Origin of the sequence: Brevibacterium sp. CCUG 69071 (assembly GCF_021023135.1) — a bacterium.
GTDB lineage: Bacteria > Actinomycetota > Actinomycetes > Actinomycetales > Brevibacteriaceae > Brevibacterium.
In genome coordinates this window covers 22,473-39,040 of record NZ_PGFV01000008.1, presented here as the reverse complement: position 1 = coordinate 39,040, position 16,568 = coordinate 22,473, and the positions used below count along the sequence as shown (strand labels likewise).

Genomic DNA, 16,568 nt, shown 5'->3' with positions numbered 1-16,568 from the left:
CCGCCGTCGTGTCCGTGTGAGCCAGTAGACTGACCGGGTAAAGACACCCCCTCTCTCACTTTGAGGTGAAGTACTCTCATGCCAGCAATCGTTGTCGTCGGCGCTCAATGGGGCGACGAAGGTAAAGGGAAGACGACCGACATCCTCGGAACCAGCGTCGACTACGTGGTCAAGCCCAATGGCGGGAACAACGCAGGGCACACGGTCGTCGTCGGCGGTGAGAAGTACGAGCTCAAACTCCTTCCAGCCGGAATCCTGTCCCCGAACGTCACTCCGGTCATCGGCAACGGCGTCGTCGTCAACCTCGAGGCGCTCTTCGAAGAGATCGACGCGCTCGAATCTCGCGGCGCCGACACCTCGAAGCTGCGGATCTCGGCCAACGCCCACCTCGTCGCGCCCTACCACCAGACCTTGGACAAGGTGACCGAGCGGTTCTTGGGCAAGCGCGCCATCGGCACCACCGGACGCGGCATCGGACCGGCCTACATGGACAAGATCGGGCGTCTAGGCATCCGGGTCCAGGACGTCTTCGACGAGTCGATCCTGCGGCAGAAGATCGAGGGGTCGCTGCGTCAGAAGAACGAACTGCTGGTCAAGGTCTACAATCGTCGCGCGGTCAGCGTCGAGGAGATCGTCGAGTACTTCGAGCCCTTCGTCGAACGGCTGCGCCCCTATGTTGCCGAGACCGAGCTCATGCTCAACGATGCCCTCGATCGTGACGAGGTCATCGTCATGGAGGGCGGGCAGGCGACGATGCTCGACGTCGACCACGGCACCTATCCCTTCGTCACCTCCTCGAACCCGACTGCCGGCGGATCCTGCGTGGGTTCGGGAATCGGACCGACTCGGATCAACCGCGTCGTCGGCATCGTCAAGGCGTACACGACCCGAGTGGGTGCCGGACCGTTCCCGACCGAACTCTTCGATGAGATGGGGGAGTACCTCCAGAAGGCCGGCGGCGAATTCGGTGTCAACACCGGACGTCCCCGTCGCTGCGGCTGGTATGACGCGGTCATCGCCCGCTATGCCGCACGGACCAACGGCTTCACCGACTATGTGCTGACCAAGCTCGACGTGCTCACCGGCATTGAGCGGATCCCGGTCTGCGTGGCCTATGAGGTCGACGGGCAGCGCGAGGACGAGATGCCGGTGTCCCAGACCGAGTTCCACCACGCCAAGCCGATCTTCGAGTACTTCGACGGCTGGAGCGAGGACATCACCGGGGCGCGGACCTTTGAGGATCTGCCGGTCAACGCGCAGAAGTACGTGCTCGCCCTCGAAGAGATCTCCGGCTGCCGGATGTCGGTCATCGGCGTCGGCCCGGACCGTGAGCAGTCGATCGTCAGGCACGATCTGCTGGACTGATGTTGGTCTGAGTTATTGAAGTGGGCGCTGCGGGCAGGATTGCTCGCAGCGCCCTTTCGCATGGTCGGATTCAGCCGCGGGCGCCGAGGGCTCGCAGCACCGTAGCACCCGCGGCGAGCACGACGACGAACGCGCCGTACCAACAGGCCGCGGCGAAGAGGCCGATGAGGGGGACGAGGATTCCGGCGATGACGACCGGGATGCCGAACGACAAGTAGCAGACGACGAAGACTGCAGCCATCACCTCGGCGTTGGTGCCGGGTCTGACCATGGACAATACTGACTGCAGGGCCCCTGGGAAAGTGGTGCCGAAACCGGTGCCGGTGATGACCACCGCGAGATAGTACAGCTCCGGCGACACGAGGGTGAGCGCGATGAGGGTCAGGGCACTGCCGCAGGCAAGGGCGATAGCGCCGAAGAGTGTGGTCGTGCGTGCGGAGCGCTTGCGGAGGACGAAACCGGCGACCGCCCCCGACCCGGCCAGGGCGGTGACAACCAGTCCGCTGACCAGGTGTGAGCTGGTATGGAACTGGGTGGCGACGATGTTCGCGCCCAGGGACAGATAGAGTCCGCCGGTCGCCCAGCCGGCGATGAACGCCGGAGTCGAATAGACGAAGACTCGGCGGATCTCGCGCGGCAGGGAAGCGCGGGGGAGGAGCGAGAGCCAAGCCCCGCGGCGACCTGCTGACGTTTCCGGGATCACCCAGATGAGGACGCCCAGGAGTATGTAGACGCCGGTCAGTGTGCCGAAGACTACGCTCGCGCCTGCGGCCTCGGTGAGGGCGAAGAGTGTGAGCGAGGCGATGAGACCTCCGATCGCCAAGCCGGCCATGGCGGAGATCGAATTCCATGCCGAGGCTGATCCGGGTTTGTCGGTTGGTTCGAGATCGACGACGGTGGCGGACAGGGTGGAGAGCAGAATTCCGCTGGCGATCCCCTGAACTACGCGGGAGAGGATGAGCGCCGTTGCGCTGTCGGCATGCCAGAACAGCACCATGCTCACGGCGAGCACAGCAAACGCGGCCGAGATCATCGGGCGCCGTCCCACATGATCGGACAGCGCCCCGGCGGTGAGCAGTGCAGCGAGAAGAGCAACGGCGTAGGCGGCGAACACGACGGTGATCATCACCGGGGCGAAGCCGAAGGTCTTCTGAATCACCGGATAGAACGGCGAGGGAGCGCTCGCTCCAGCCATCATCGCGGTCGTGGCGATGAGGGCGAGCCGCAGACGCCACCGCTCGCGCGACCACCAGGTCAGGGCGGGCGCAGGTTCGGTGGTGAGGGAGTCCTCCACCGTAGTGTTCGAAAGTTTTGGAACCATTGTCGGATCGTATATCAGCCGCTCAGACGGTTCAACTATTATCGAACTATGGTTGCCAACGAAAGTCTCCCGCACCCGGGACGCGAGGACATCGAGCTCACAGCTGTCCTCTTCGCGCTCAGCGACGAGGCGAGACTCGCTCTTGTCCGACAGCTGCAGGCAGGGCCGCTGGACATGGTCGACTGTTCGGCGCTCGGGCCGGAAGTGCCCAAGTCGACCCGCTCGCATCAGGTCAAGGTGCTGCGCGAAGCAGGCGTCATCGTCAGTGAACTCCATGGCCGGAACCGGCGCCTGACCTTGCGTCGAGAAGACATTGACGCCCGCTTCCCAGGGCTGCTCGAGTCCGTGCTGCCGGAATGAGGTCAGCTCAGCCGACCGCCATGTCCCAGCTTTCGGCGGGCAGTGCCTGACCGGTCTCCAGGTAAGACTTGAGGCCAGCGAGAACCGCGGGCCAGCCTTTCGCGATCCCGGTGCGCAGACCGGAATCCGCGAAGTTCGTGTGCGTCACCGTCAACTTCACGACCTCACCGGACTCCTCGATGAGATATGAGGCGATCGACCTTTCTTGGTCAAGGCTCTGCTCGGCTGATTGGAAGGTGAAGACGAGTTTGTTCGGCGGGTCTGTTTCGAGGACCTTCCCCCACGTGTCAAAGTCACCATCGGGCCCGCCCGCGTGGTGCGCCCACGAGGAGCCGACTTTCCAGTCGGAGACGACGGCGACATCGTTCCAGTACAGGCGGTGATCTCGTGGTCGGTCAGGGCATCCCAGACCTGTTGCGCGGTGGCGTGGATATAGGTGACGTAGACATAGTCGGGAAAATCGTTGTCGGTGTTCATGGCTGACTCCTCAGCGTTGTGTTTGACGGCGTCGATGACGTCGAAGTGCTTGTGCTCGAACTCGCGGGTCCACCGCTGGTGCATTTCGTGGATCGGATGCGGATTGAGATAGTGCCGCCGTTCTCTGCCCCTGCGGGTGACGACGACGAGGTTGGCCTCGACTAGGAGATCGAGGTGCTGTGTCAACGACTGTCGGGCCATCGAAGCGCCTTCGCAGAGTTCGCGCAGCGACTGTCCGTTCTCGAGTCTCAGTGCGTCGAGGATGCCGCGCCGAGTCGGGTCGGCCAGCGCCTTGAACACGGAATCGAGATCGCCGTCGTTTGTCACCTCTTCAATATGCAGGTGATTACCTGCATATGTCATCGATGCAGAGAGAAGTCTGCTGAAAATCGACGGTCGGAGGTCCGGGCACAAGGAATAGACTGCTGGCATGTCCGCGCCGGATGCCGATAACCTCACCCGCCATCCACATCCGCGCCTGCGCGAGTTCGTCGGGGACTACGTCGGCTACGACATCTCTGGCGTCCCCGCGGGGACGCATCTGGGACTGCCCTCGGGTTCGCTGACCTTCATCCTCTCGATCGGCGAATCGCTGCACCAATACATTGAGGCCAGCGATTCCACCGAGTCCTTCGACGTGCTCCTGGCGGGCTTGCACCTGCGCTCGACGCTGATCCGTCATGCCGGATCGATGGCCGGAATCCAGATCAACTTCGGACCGTTCGCGACGCGGGCGATCTTCGGCATCCCGGCCGGCGACTTCGCTCACCGCACCTACGACCTCGAGGAGGTCTCCCGGCCGATCGCTTCCGAGCTGTATGAACGGGTGAATGCCGAACCGACATGGGCCGCCCGGTTCGACGCCATTGATGAGGTTCTTCTCCGGGCCCTCGCCGAGGTGGAGCGCCGATCCGCGTCCAGGCTCAGCCCTGTTGAGCCTCGGGCGGAGCTGATCGAGTCGTGGAGGCAGATCGTGAGGAATTGCGGCGGTGTTCCTGTGGCCGGCATCGCCGAGCAGGTGGGGTGGAGCAGGCGCCACCTCAACGGCCAGTTCACGGCCGAGTTCGGCATCGGTCCCAAGGAAGCGGCGCGAGTGATCAGGTTCGACCGGGCCAGGCGAATGGTTGCAGCCCGGAGGCTGTCGCTGGCTGAGATCTCCGCTGCCTGCGGCTACACCGACCAGGCGCATCTCAATCGCGAGTTCAGGGCGCTGTCGGGCACCAGTCCGGTCCGATGGCTGAACGACGATCCGGTCGTGAGGAAGTCACCACCTGAGGCTGCTGGACCTATCGAGCGGATCTTCATTCGCTCCTGAGCTCCAGTTCCCATTCGTCCAAGACTTCCAGCAGTCGTTGCCACCACAGTGGAGTAAGCAAAGTCAGACGAGAGAAGGGAAGACTCATGTCGAAGACAACTGGAGCTGCCAACATCTGGCCCACATTCCGCTACCGCGATGCGAAGGCGGCGATCACGTTCCTGCAGGAGGCGTTCGGGTTCGAAGTCTCCGCCGAATACACGAACGCCGATGACCCGAACCGCGTCGACCATGCCGAACTCTCCTGGCCCGGTGGTGGGGGAGTGATGCTCGGCTCCGCCCGCGATGACGGTGGAGTGATGACGAAGACCGGTGTGGCGACCGGCTCCGTCTACATCGCCGCCGATGACGTCGAAGCCCTCTACCACCGGGCCATCGCTGCCGGGGCGACCGAAATCATGGGCCTGACCGAACAGGACTACGGTTCGAAGGACTTCAGCGTTCAGGATCCCGAAGGCGTGCTGTGGAGCTTCGGGACGTATCGGGGAGCGCAAGCAGAACAGGGCAGCCTCTGACACATAGGTCAGCATTTATTGATCGCACCTGAGTATGGTGAGGCCTGTGGCACGGATTCGCGCCACGAAGCCCATGAGAGGAGATCATTTCATGCGAGCGATAGTCTTCGAAGACTACAAGACCTTCCCCGTCCTTAAGGATGTCGACAAGCCCAAACCGGGTCCGGGCGAAGTTCTGCTCAAGGTCGCGGGTGCAGGTGCGTGCCACTCGGACGTAGCCGTCTACAACGAATTTGAGAAGGGCGGTCCCGGAGCAGTCCCGCCTCCATTCATCCTCGGCCACGAGAACTCCGGTTGGGTCGAAGAACTGGGCGAGGGCGTCACCGGGTTCACCAAGGGCGATGCCTATCTTGCCTACGGGCCCATCGGCTGTGGAAAGTGCCGCGCGTGCTCACGCGGGCAGGACACCTACTGCGTGAACGCCGCGACAAATCCCTACTTGGCCATCGGCCTCGGCCGTGATGGCGGCATGGCCGAGTACGTCACTGTTCCCGCGCGCAACCTTGTTCCACTCGGCGATGCAGATCCGGTTGCGGCCGCACCGCTGTCAGATGCCGGCCTGACGCCCTATCACGCGATCAAGCAGGCACTGCCGAATCTCAATGGCGGTGGCAAGTTCGCATTGGTCATCGGTCTCGGCGGGTTGGGTCAGATCGCCGTTCAGATCTTGCGCGCGCTCACGGGGGCGACGGTCATCGCCACGGATATGAAGGACGAAGCGATGGCGAAAGCAGCTGATGCTGGTGCCGTCACGGTAGCTGGCGGTAATGGTCAGGCGGAACGTATCCGCGACATCACTGGCGGTAAGGGCGTCGACGCGGCATTCGATTTCGTCGGCGCGAGCGGGACCATCGCAGTGGCCGCACAGTCGATGGGCCTCAAGGGTCGGTGTACCGTCGTCGGAATCGGCGGCGGATCCTATGAGTGGTCCTTCTTCACCAATCCCTACGAATCGACGCTGACCAACACCTATTGGGGCACCATCGAGGACCTTCACGAGGTCGTCGACATGTACAGGGCCGGCCAGATCGTTCCCGAAATCGAGCGTTACAGTCTTGAGGACGGTCTCGACGCGTATAGGAAACTGCAGGCAGGTGAGCTGTCCGGGCGGGCAGTCATCGTTCCGCACGACAGCTGATCAGCTCAGGCTCGCGCTCACTCCATCGGCCCAGCGATAGGGCTGGGTCGAGAGGAGGGCGCCGATCGAGCGGCGCAGGCGGGAGACCTCGGCGCGGACCGTGACCAGGTGGTCGGCATCGCCGTAGAGTCTGCGACTGAGTTCGGCGGCACTGATCCCGGCGTCCCCCGCCGAGGTGACCGCTGAGAGGATCTCCGCACGACGTGGGGTCAGCGGGATCGTCAGAGGCCCAGTGTCCGAGTCGATCTCGAGAGTCGCGGGCGACGTGGAGCAGCGCAGCGTCACCGCCACGGTGCGATCGCCCGCATTGCGTGAGGGCCGCAGCAGCCAGCCGCCTGTCACCCGCTCCGGAGAGCAGAGCCCGGCACCCGGAATGAGGATCGTCCTGTCCTCCCGTGGAGCCTCGATGCGATCCCGCGCCCCGACTCCCTGCTGGTAGGCGACCCAGCCCTCGTCATCGACGACGAGCGCTGGTCCGCGTGTGCCGCGCAACATCGGCGACATCCGATCCCGCAGGCCGTTGAGTGCCTCCTGCTGGATGATGAGCAGCCGCGCCTCGGCGAGTTTGACGGCGGTGGTGACCAGCGACTGCACCGTCGGATGCAGGGTCAGCGCAGGACCGCTGATGTCGACGACGCCGAGCAGCCGACCATCCCCGGGATCATGGACCGGCACCGCACTGCAGTACCAAGGGTGCTGGGCGGATTCGAAATGCTCGGCGGAGAACAGCTGCACCGGAGCCTCTTCGGCCAGGGCCGTGCCGATCGCATTCGTCCCGACCACGGACTCCGACCAGTGAGCGCCCTCGACGAAACCCAGGCCATCGGCCTGACGCCTGGCACCGCTGGCCCCGTCGCGCCACAGGATCACACCTTCGGCATCGGTGACGACGAGGATGAACGTGGCTGCATCCGGGGCGCGCAGGAGCACGGACTTGAGCTCTTCGACGATGAGACGCAGCTTCGAACGATGCCTGCGGGACTCGACATCCGCCTCGGCGGCCACAACCCGACGATTGCCCCCGGACGGGTCGAGACCCAGGCGCAGCGTCCGATCCCACGAGCGCGCAACGAGCGCACGAGGCTGCACCGGCGGCGAACCGCCAGTGATCACGGCATCGTGAATGCGTGTCAGATCCCTGGCGAGATGCGCCAGGTCCGGCTGTGGCATGTCTCGAGTATAGGCACTCCGGTCAACCATGCTCATGCAACTCCATGCAACCCTTTCCCCGCCCGTGCAGCAGGCATAGCTTGGTGGCACACAGCTCAACGAAGAGGAGTGACATGACCACCACAATCGATCGACCCCAGCGCACGGCCGATGACATCGCCACCGACTGGTTCACCGCCTTCGAGGAGGCGCTGACCGCCCGCGACATCGCGGCCGCGGCAGGACTGTTCGCCACGACGAGCTATTGGCGGGACCTCGTGTCCTTTACCTGGAACCTCAACACGGTGGAGAAGCCCGACGGGGTGAGCGATTTGCTGAGCGCGAACCTCGACCGCGTCGCACCCTCGGACTTCGAACTCTCCGAACCCGCGGCCACTGCCGACGGAGTCACCGAAGCCTGGTTCACCTTCACCACCTCGGTGGGTCGAGGAAAGGGTCTCGTCCGTCTCATCGAGGAAGACGGGACGAAGGCCTGGACCATGCTCACCTCCCTGCAGGAGCTGACCGGGCACGAAGAGCCCCGCGGCACTCGGCGGATCAAAGGTGCCGAGCACGGAGTGGATCCTGAGAGGAAGAGCTGGTCAGAAAAGCTCGCCGAGGAGGACGCCGCCTGGGGTACGACCGCCGACCCCTACATCCTCGTCGTCGGCGGGGGACAGGGCGGAATCGCCCTCGGCGCTCGCCTCCGACAGCTCGGTGTGCCGGCCCTCGTCATCGACCGCTGGGCCCGGCCCGGCGACCAATGGCGCTCCCGCTACAAATCCCTGTGCCTGCACGATCCGATCTGGTACGACCACCTGCCGTACCTGAAATTCCCCGACAACTGGCCCGTCTTCGCTCCCAAGGACAAGATCGCGGACTGGCTCGAGTCCTACACGAAGATCATGGAGATCCCGTACTGGTCGTCGACCACAGCCGCCTCGGCGAGCTTTGATGAGGCGACGAAGACGTGGACGGTCGAGGTCGAGCGTGAGGGGCAGACGATCACGCTGAATCCGAGGCACCTCGTCATGGCCACGGGCATGTCGGGCAAGCCGAACATCCCGACGTTCCCGGGTTCGGACGTGTTCAAAGGGGAGCAGCAGCACTCCTCCCAGCACCCCGGACCGGATGCCTATGCGGGCAAGAAGGTCGTCGTCATCGGCAGCAACAACTCCGCCTTCGACATCTGCGGGGCGCTGTATGAGAACGACGCCGACGTCACGATGGTGCAACGCTCGAGCACGCACATCGTCAAGAGCGATTCACTCGTCGATATCGCGATGGGTGACCTGTATTCCGAACGTGCGCTGGAAGGCGGCGTGACGACGGAGAAGGCCGACCTCATCTTCGCCTCGCTCCCGTACCGGATCATGCACGAGTTCCAGATCCCGCTCTATGACCAGATCAAGGAGCGCGACAAGGACTTCTATGCCCGGATGGAGGCAGCCGGCTTCGACCTCGACTTCGGCGATGACGAATCGGGGCTGTTCCTCAAATACCTCCGTCGCGGATCGGGCTACTACATCGACGTCGGCTCGGCCGAGCTCGTCGCCGACGGCAAGGTCAAGCTCGCCAAAGGGCAGGTCGACCATCTCACCGAAGACTCGGTGGTGCTCAGCGATGGGACGGAACTTCCGGCTGACCTCGTCGTCTATGCCACCGGCTACGGCTCGATGAACGGGTGGGTCGCCGACCTCGTCGACCAGGAGACCGCCGACAAGGTGGGCAAGTGCTGGGGGCTCGGCTCGGAGACAACTAAGGACCCGGGCCCTTGGGAGGGCGAGCAGCGCAACATGTGGAAGCCCACCCAGCAGGAGAACCTGTGGTTCATGGGCGGCAACCTCCACCAGTCACGGCACTATTCGCTCTACCTGGCCCTCCAACTCAAGGCCCGGTATGAGGGGATCGAGACTCCGGTGTACGGGCTTCAGGAGGTCCACCACCTGGGGTGAGGCGCGAACTCTAGGGGAGTTGCGGACGATTCGTGCGGGAGTGGGCCTCGAAAACGAGCACAGATCGTCCGCAACTCGCCGGGTGAGGGCTCGCAGAGGCCATAACTCGCGAGTTCCGGGCTTGCAGTGACCGCAACTTGCCGGCGCCGGGCTTGAAGCGGCCGCATCGCCATCCGCGGAGGACCTTCAAGCGCGTCGCCGTGGTGCCTCCAGCCCCAAATGACGGCGAATGGTCGTCTCGAGCTGCGCGTAGTTGACGCTGCTCGTCACTCGGAGCACGGTCCAGCCTTCGGCACGCAGTGCTTCGTCTCGATTGATGTCGCTCTGCCACTGCCGCTTCGAGCGCAGGTGGTGTTCTCCTTCGTACTCGAGGGCGAGCAGCGCGTCGGGGTAGCCGAGATCGGGTTCGACCACACGTCCGAGCATCCGACTGTAGATCTGGGGATGGACGACCGGTTCGGGCAGCCCGACCGCGATCGCCCAGAGGCGCAGGTCGGTCTCGGGAGGAGAGTCGACCGTGAGGCGAACCATGTCGAGTGCTTCGAGGAGGTGTCTGCGCCCACGGACGAACGGGCGATCACGCACGGAGGCTCTGAGGTCATCGAGGCCGATCTGCGGGGATCCGTGCCACTTGCCGACCGCGGCGTCGCCGAGCTTGATGAGGTCGCGGGTGAGCAGGTCGCCGCCGAGGCCGATGAAGACGTCTTCGGGGGAGAGGATCGGCAGACCGAACCATTCTCGAGTCGACATCTGCTTCGCTCGATGCAAAGTGATCTGACGAAGTCTGATCCGAGAATTCGCATTCCTCACCGAGACGTGAAGCTGATCCGTCAGCCAATTGGAGGGAAGCGGCCAGCCATAGAGACGCGCGGCCATGGCGTGACTGGCCACGACGCCGGGATAGAGGAGGAGCGCTGCGCGCAGCTGCTGAGCATCTCACCGCCAGTCGTTGTCAGCCCACACCGGGACCGGGCAGCGATCGCAGCACTCGAGGTCCATCCTGACTCCGGGGAGCACCTGTCTGTAGCGATCCGAGTGGTAGAGGCCGTGACGGGTGATACCGCGCGAAAGGTACTCCCTGGTCCGGAACAGCTGCGGGAAGTCCAACATCTTCCATCTGTCGTCATTGAACATAGACGACATAATGCATCACTGCAGAACGTAAAAGAATAGTACGAAGAGCGTCTGTGGATGGCGTCTCGCTGTCCACAGCTTTGTACGCGCGAGTGCTGAGCGAGAACCTTCGGAGTTGCGGACGATTCGTGCCGAGAATTCAGGCCCGCTCCCGCACGAATCGTCCGCAACTCCGAGTTGGAGCGCGCCGTTTGCCGGAGCTTCGCGCGGTCGAGCCCTCGCAGCCCCGCACTCTCACGGCCCCGCGCCCTACAGCCCCAGGCGGCTGAGCACTTTCTTGACGTGGGCGAGTGCCTCGGCTTGGGAGAGCCCGAAGTTCTGGTTGAAGTACATGCCGTCGCCGATGAGCTGGATGGTCATTGCCAGATCCGGATCGCCGAGGTGGTCGTTGAGGGTGTTGAACCAGGCTTCCCGGGTCCTGCGCAGGGCCGCCTTCGCATCCTCGTTCTCCAGAGCCAGGCAGCCCGCGGCGATGAGGCTGCGGTCGAGAGGAGTGCCCACCTCTGCAGAAGTCTCCAGGTAGTAGAGGTGCAGGCGCTCGCCGGCGGACTTCATCGATTCGACATCCTCGTCGACGAGCCGGCCAAGTCGCTCCAGGCTGCCCTTGACCAGCTCTGCCTTCGACCCGTAGTGGTAGAGCAGTCCGCCCTTGGACACTCCCGCCTTCGCCGCGACGGCATCGAGCGTCGCGCCCGAGGTGCCGTGCTCATCGAGGAGGATCTCGAAGGCATCGAGCAGCTTGTCTTTGGTCTCGGAGGAGTTGCGGGCCATGCCTCCGAGCCTAGCGGATGGGCTGCCCGACTTTTCAACTGTACCGTCTAGACGGTACAGTAAATGTCATGTCCACTACACAGACTCCACAGCTGCGCGCCGGCCGGCGCGAATGGGCCGGCCTGGCGGTGCTGATGATCCCCGTTCTGCTCATCTCCATCGACAACACCGTGCTCGGGTTCGCGATCCCGGCCATCAGCACCGGTCTCCACCCGACCGGCACGCAGCTGCTGTGGATCGTCGACATCTACGCCCTCATGCTCGCCGGTCTCCTCGTGGCCATGGGCAGCCTCGGCGACCGCGTCGGACGCCGCAAGCTCCTCATCATCGGTGCGGCAGGATTCGGCTTAGCCTCTCTGCTGGCCGCGTTCTCCAGCTCGGCGGAGATGCTCATCATCGCCCGCGCCCTGCTCGGGTTCTTCGGCGCCACGCTCATGCCCTCGACGCTCTCCCTGATCCGCAACATCTTCCTGCATGAGAAGGACCGCCGGGTCGCGATCGCCACCTGGGCGGCCATGTTCTCCGGTGGTGCCGCACTCGGTCCCATCGTCGGCGGCTTCCTCATCGAACACTTCCACTGGAGCTCGATCTTCTTCATCAACCTCCCGCTCATCGCGCTCTTCCTTCCGGCCGCCATGCTGCTCCTGCCAGAATCGCGGGACCCGAACCCCGGACGCATCGACCCGCTATCGATCGCCCTGTCGATGCTCATGCTCACCCCACTGGTCTTCGCGATCAAGCACGTCATGGCCGACGGTGTCGATCTGCTGTTCTGGGCGAGCCTGGCCGTCGCCATCGTCTCGGGTGCCGGTTTCGTCGCGCGGCAGCTGGCCATGCCGACTCCGATGCTCGACGTGCGACTCTTCACCAACAGAGTCTTCAGCTCGGCGGTGGCCTCGAATCTGCTCAGCGTCATGGGTCTGGCCGGGTTCCTCTACTTCGGCACCCAGCTGCTCCAGCTCGTCCTCGGGCTCTCCCCGATCGAGGCCGCGCTCGTGCTCGTCCCCGGACTCATCACCTCGATCGCGGCGGGCTATCTCGCGGTGCCGATCATCGCCCGGTTCGAACCGCGCGTGGTCGTGCCCTGCGCACTCCTGCTCAATGCGACGGGCATGGGCATCGTCGCCTTCACCCCCGAGCACTCGGTGGCGGGCATGCTGTTGGCCTTCCTCATCCTCGGCATCGGGCTCGGCACCGCCGAGGTCATCACCAACGACCTCATCCTCGGTGCCGTCCCGGCGAACAAGGCCGGTGCCGCCTCGGCGATCTCCGAGACCGCCTACGAGTTCGGCTCGGTGATGGGCACCGCGGTCCTCGGCGGCCTCTCGACGTTCGTCTATGGGTCCACCCTGACCTCGACGATCGGCGACACTGCCGGCGGGTCCGAATTCGAGACCCTGGGCTCGGCCCTCGAACGCGCCGCCGAGGTGGGCGGGGCCACCGGTGATCGGCTCGCCGAGGCTGCCGTGTCGGCCTTCGACTTCGGCGTGCAGTGGGCCGCCGGTGCCGCTGTGGTTCTCGTCCTCATCGCCGTGGTGCTCACGACCTTCGGGCTCAAGGGCGCCGGACGACTCCTGCCGGGCTCGCAGTCGAAACCCGCCGAGGAGGCCGATGACCACGATGTGAAGACGCAGGGGAGCATCCTCGGCTGAGACGGCGGAACCGCCTGCGGTACTGAGTGCGACAGATGCACGAGGCCCCACCGACGATGATGTGAATCGTCAGTGGGGCCTCGTGTATGTCAGGTGATCAGCTCACCGGCTCCTCCACCTTGGCGGTGGTCGAAGCGGCCTGCCTCCGACGGGCCAGCACCCGGCCGACGCCGGTGTAGACCAGCGCCCCGATGAGGACGATGTAGAGCACGATCGTGATCGGTGAGGACACGAGCACCGAGGCGTCGTTGCCCGACGCCAGCAGGGCATCGCGCAGGCTCGACTCGGCCAGGGGACCGAGGACCATGCCGATCATCAGCGGGGCCAGCGGCACCCCGTAGCGTTTGAGCACGAAGCTGATGATGCCGATTCCCAGCAGGACGAGCAGCTCGAACGTCGAGGCGGACGTCGCGTAGATGCCCAGCCCGCAGAAGACCGCGATGCCGCCGTAGAGGTAGGGGTCCGGGATCTTCAGCAGCTTCGCCCACAGGGGCGCGAAGGGCAGGTTGATGATGAGCAGGACGATCATCGCGAGGAAGAAGCTGGCCAGCAGACCCCAGACCAGCTCGGGGGAGCGGTCGAAGAGCAGCGGGCCCGGCTGCAGACCGTACTGGCGGAAGGCCGCGAGCATGATCGCCGCGGTCGCCGAGATCGGCAGGCCCAGGGCCAGCAGGGCACCCATGGCGATGCCCGTCGTGGCGGATCCGGCCGCCTCGGGCCCGGCCAGACCACGGATCGCGCCCTTGCCGAACTGCGGGTCCTTGCGCCGGGAGTCGAGCTTGCGCTCGAGGCCGTAGGCCATGAACGTCGGCACATCGGCACCGCCGACGGGGATCACGCCGAACGGAAGTCCGATCGCGGTGCCGCGCAGCCAGGCCGGCAGCGCCTCTCCGAATTCCTTGCGGCTCAGGTAGGGCCGGCCCGAGGCGTTGATCGTGTTGTCGTTGGCCTTGCGCCTGATCCGCGAGGCGATGAAGAACACCTCGCCCAGGGCCAGGATGCCCACCGTCACGGTGACGAGCGAGACGCCGTCGAAGAGCTCCGGGACGCCGAAGGTGAAACGCTCCGTGCCCGAGACCGAGTCGATGCCGATGACCGAGATCCCGACGCCGAGCACCAGGGCCATGAGGCCCTTGAGCACCGAATCGGCGACCACCGAGGAGGTGGCGACGAAGGCGAAGAGGGCGAGGGCGAAGTATTCGGCGGGACCGAAGCTCGTGGAGAGTTCGGCGAGCAGCGGAGCGACGAAGACGACGAGGAAGCAGGAGACGAACCCGCCGATGAACGCCCCGATCGCCGCGGTCGCCAGCGCCTGTGGGGCGCGACCGGCCTTGGCCATCTTGTGGCCCTCGAAGGTCGAGGCGATGGCCGAGGCCTGACCCGGGGTGTTCATGAGGATCGCCATCGTGGAGTCGCCGAAGAGGCCGCCGAAGTAGACGCCGGCGAACATGATGAACGCACCGGTCGGATCGAGCGCGAAGGTCATCGGCAGCAGCAGAGCCACCGCCATCGACGAACCGAGGCCCGGCAGCACGCCGACGGCGGTGCCGAGGAAGCAGCCGACGACGACCCACAGCAGGTTCATCGGGGTCAGCGCGTGTGTGAAGCCCTCGAAGAGGGACAGTACTGCGTCCATATCAGAAGCCACCTCCCAGGATGCCCGAGGGCAGGTTGAGTCCCAGCATCACCGCGAAGGCGATGTAGACCAGGGACGAGAACGTCAGCGCCACGGTGAGATCGAACAGAGGCTTCTTCGAGCCCATCGACCTCGCCACGCACCAGAACAGGAGAGCCGCGGCGATGATCCAGCCGGCGAACTCGAGGATCAGCGCGAAGGCCGCGAAACCACCGGCGCCCCAGGCCAGGGACACGAAGTCCGAATGGGTGCGGTGTTTGGAATCCGCGGCGCGCGCCTCGGCGAGGGCCTGACGATCACGGCTCGGTTCGTCCTCCTCGTGAGGATCCATCCGGGACGCCGAGACCGCAGAGGTCACCGGCGTCGAGAACGCCTTCTCCTCCTCCGCCTCGGCGGGCAGCTCATCAGAGACATCGACGGGTTCGGGATTGCGGATATAGGCGATCGTCAGCAGCACGGTGATGGCGTAGCCGACGATCATGATGAGCATCGGGAAGAACTGCGGACCGGGCTGGTCCGCGTCCTCGGCGACCTCCATCGTGAGGATCCCGACAAGCAGATACGTCGAGAAGGCGGCCATGATCACGGGCACGATCAGTCCCGATCGGCCCTCCCACCAGGTCCCGGCGCCGAGGTGGCCCGTCCGGGTTCGTGTGTTCGCTTGCGTCTGTACGCTCACAGTCCCAACTCCTTGAGAAGCTTCTCGACCCGAGAGGTGTCTTCCTTGATGAACTCGGCGAATTCCTCACCGGTCAGCCACACATCGGTCCATTTGTTGCGCTCGAGGGCGTCCTTCCACTCCGCGCTGTCACGGGTCTTCTGAAGGATCTCGAGCAGCTGCGCGGACTCCTCGCCGGTGATGTCGGGTGCCCCGAGCCAGCCGCGCCAGTTCGTCAGCGTCACCTCATAGCCCTGTTCGGACATGGTGGGGACATCCTCGAAACCGGCGACCCGCTCCGGTGCGGCGACGCCGATGGCCTTGACACGGCCGGCCTCGACCTGGTCGGAGACCTCGTTGAACCCGCAGGAGGCGAAGTCCGTTGTGCCCGAGAGCAGGGTCTGGATCGCCTCGCCGCCGCCGGACTTTGGAATGTAGGTGATGTCAGAGGCTGGAATGTCGCCGAGGAGGGCGAGCTGGGCGATCGTGAGATGGTCGACCGAACCGGCCGATCCGCCCGTCCACACGAATCCCTTGGGATCCTTCTTCCAGGCGTCGATGACATCGTCGATCGTGTCATACGGGGAGTCCGCGGAGGCGATGAGCACGTCGTAGTCCTCGGCCACACGGGCCAGCAGCGTCGTGTTGTCGAAGCTGACGGGGGACTTGTTCAAAGCGATTCCGCCGGTCATCGCTGTGCCGGTGGCCAGCAGGGTGTCGGCCTGACCGTGCATGGTCGAGAACTTGCCGAGGCCGATGGTGCCGCCGGCGCCGGGGATGTTGACGACCTGGGCGTTGTTGGCCAGGCGGGTCACGCGCATCGCCTGCTGGGCCTCGCGGGCGAAGCCGTCCCAGCCGCCGCCGGCTCCCGCAGGAGCGATGAGGGTGAGGTTCGAGGACAGATCGCCCTTCGCCGAGGCGGCCCTGACCGAATAGGTGGTCGCCGTTCCGATCGCGGCCACGGCGATCGCACCATAGGCGATTCGGCCGAACATGCGCCGGGAAGGATGTGAGGTCTTTCCGCCGGAGTCCTCGGACGGAGAGGGAGTGTGGATCGACATTGATCAGACTTTCAGTCAGTGAGTTTGAGAGTTCCCTGAGTAGGCGTCAACTTAGCACAGC

At 64.8% G+C, this 16,568-nt stretch carries 15 protein-coding genes and 1 pseudogene; 7 read left to right on the top strand and 9 right to left on the bottom strand.

Annotated features, from left to right (window positions below; all coding sequences use genetic code 11):
- The first annotated feature begins 78 nt into the window (after positions 1–78).
- A complete protein-coding gene (locus CV023_RS17095) occupies positions 79–1,365 on the top strand; it encodes an adenylosuccinate synthase (protein ID WP_230748134.1) in 1,287 nt (428 codons plus the stop codon).
- Positions 1,366–1,435: 70 nt separating this feature from the next.
- On the opposite strand, the gene CV023_RS17090 is transcribed toward CV023_RS17095, so the two are convergent.
- Positions 1,436–2,686, bottom strand: a complete 1,251-nt coding sequence (locus tag CV023_RS17090) for an MFS transporter (RefSeq protein WP_230748132.1) — start codon at positions 2,684–2,686, stop codon at positions 1,436–1,438.
- Between the two features lie 48 nt (positions 2,687–2,734).
- On the opposite strand from CV023_RS17090, the gene CV023_RS17085 reads away from it, so the two are divergent.
- Positions 2,735–3,046, top strand: a complete 312-nt coding sequence (locus CV023_RS17085) for an ArsR/SmtB family transcription factor (protein ID WP_230748130.1) — start codon at positions 2,735–2,737, stop codon at positions 3,044–3,046.
- A 7-nt stretch (positions 3,047–3,053) separates the two neighbouring features.
- Here the strand turns inward: CV023_RS17085 and CV023_RS17080 are convergent, their stop codons facing one another.
- A complete protein-coding gene (locus CV023_RS17080; protein WP_230748277.1) occupies positions 3,054–3,422 on the bottom strand; it encodes an SRPBCC domain-containing protein in 369 nt (122 codons plus the stop codon).
- Positions 3,423–3,664: 242 nt separating this feature from the next.
- Positions 3,665–3,886 (bottom strand): annotated as a pseudogene (locus CV023_RS17075) (ArsR/SmtB family transcription factor); the annotation flags it as partial.
- A 67-nt stretch (positions 3,887–3,953) separates the two neighbouring features.
- On the opposite strand from CV023_RS17075, the gene CV023_RS17070 reads away from it, so the two are divergent.
- The 3 genes from CV023_RS17070 (at position 3,954) to CV023_RS17060 (ending at position 6,491) form a co-directional block, all read left to right on the top strand.
- Positions 3,954–4,838 carry a helix-turn-helix domain-containing protein gene (locus CV023_RS17070; protein WP_230748128.1) on the top strand — a complete coding sequence of 295 codons (885 nt, stop codon included), beginning with the start codon at positions 3,954–3,956 and terminating at the stop codon, positions 4,836–4,838.
- 86 nt (positions 4,839–4,924) lie between these two features.
- On the top strand, positions 4,925–5,353 hold the full coding sequence (locus tag CV023_RS17065; protein ID WP_230748126.1) for a VOC family protein: 429 nt from the start codon (positions 4,925–4,927) through the stop codon (positions 5,351–5,353).
- A 91-nt stretch (positions 5,354–5,444) separates the two neighbouring features.
- A complete protein-coding gene (locus CV023_RS17060) occupies positions 5,445–6,491 on the top strand; it encodes an NAD(P)-dependent alcohol dehydrogenase (RefSeq protein WP_230748124.1) in 1,047 nt (348 codons plus the stop codon).
- On the opposite strand, the gene CV023_RS17055 is transcribed toward CV023_RS17060, so the two are convergent.
- Positions 6,492–7,661 carry a GAF domain-containing protein gene (locus CV023_RS17055; protein WP_230748115.1) on the bottom strand — a complete coding sequence of 390 codons (1,170 nt, stop codon included), beginning with the start codon at positions 7,659–7,661 and terminating at the stop codon, positions 6,492–6,494.
- Positions 7,662–7,774: 113 nt separating this feature from the next.
- On the opposite strand from CV023_RS17055, the gene CV023_RS17050 reads away from it, so the two are divergent.
- Positions 7,775–9,595 (top strand): flavin-containing monooxygenase, encoded by a 1,821-nt coding sequence (locus CV023_RS17050; RefSeq protein WP_230748113.1) that lies wholly within the window; start codon positions 7,775–7,777, stop codon positions 9,593–9,595.
- Positions 9,596–9,781: 186 nt separating this feature from the next.
- Here CV023_RS17050 and CV023_RS17045 read toward each other — a convergent pair whose 3' ends face one another.
- Entirely contained in the window at positions 9,782–10,345 is a 564-nt protein-coding gene (locus CV023_RS17045; protein WP_230748112.1) for an endonuclease domain-containing protein, read from the bottom strand.
- Positions 10,346–10,978: 633 nt separating this feature from the next.
- Positions 10,979–11,500, bottom strand: coding sequence for a TetR/AcrR family transcriptional regulator (locus CV023_RS17040; RefSeq protein ID WP_230748111.1), 522 nt, complete (start codon positions 11,498–11,500; stop codon positions 10,979–10,981).
- 68 nt (positions 11,501–11,568) lie between these two features.
- Here CV023_RS17040 and CV023_RS17035 point away from each other — a divergent pair, with 68 nt between their 5' ends.
- Complete coding sequence (locus CV023_RS17035; RefSeq protein WP_230748109.1) at positions 11,569–13,152, top strand: MFS transporter; 1,584 nt, start codon at positions 11,569–11,571, stop codon at positions 13,150–13,152.
- Between the two features lie 97 nt (positions 13,153–13,249).
- On the opposite strand, the gene CV023_RS17030 is transcribed toward CV023_RS17035, so the two are convergent.
- Genes CV023_RS17030 through CV023_RS17020 form a run of 3 tightly spaced genes read right to left on the bottom strand, consistent with a single transcriptional unit; the run spans position 13,250 to position 16,507 of the window.
- Positions 13,250–14,788: a tripartite tricarboxylate transporter permease gene (locus tag CV023_RS17030; RefSeq protein ID WP_230748107.1), complete on the bottom strand. Its 1,539-nt coding sequence runs from the start codon at positions 14,786–14,788 to the stop codon at positions 13,250–13,252.
- Position 14,789: 1 nt separating this feature from the next.
- Positions 14,790–15,467, bottom strand: coding sequence for a tripartite tricarboxylate transporter TctB family protein (locus tag CV023_RS17025; RefSeq protein ID WP_230748105.1), 678 nt, complete (start codon positions 15,465–15,467; stop codon positions 14,790–14,792).
- On the bottom strand, positions 15,464–16,507 hold the full coding sequence (locus CV023_RS17020; RefSeq protein ID WP_230748103.1) for a Bug family tripartite tricarboxylate transporter substrate binding protein: 1,044 nt from the start codon (positions 16,505–16,507) through the stop codon (positions 15,464–15,466). Before CV023_RS17020 ends, CV023_RS17025 begins: the two co-directional genes overlap by 4 nt.
- Positions 16,508–16,568 lie beyond the last annotated feature (61 nt).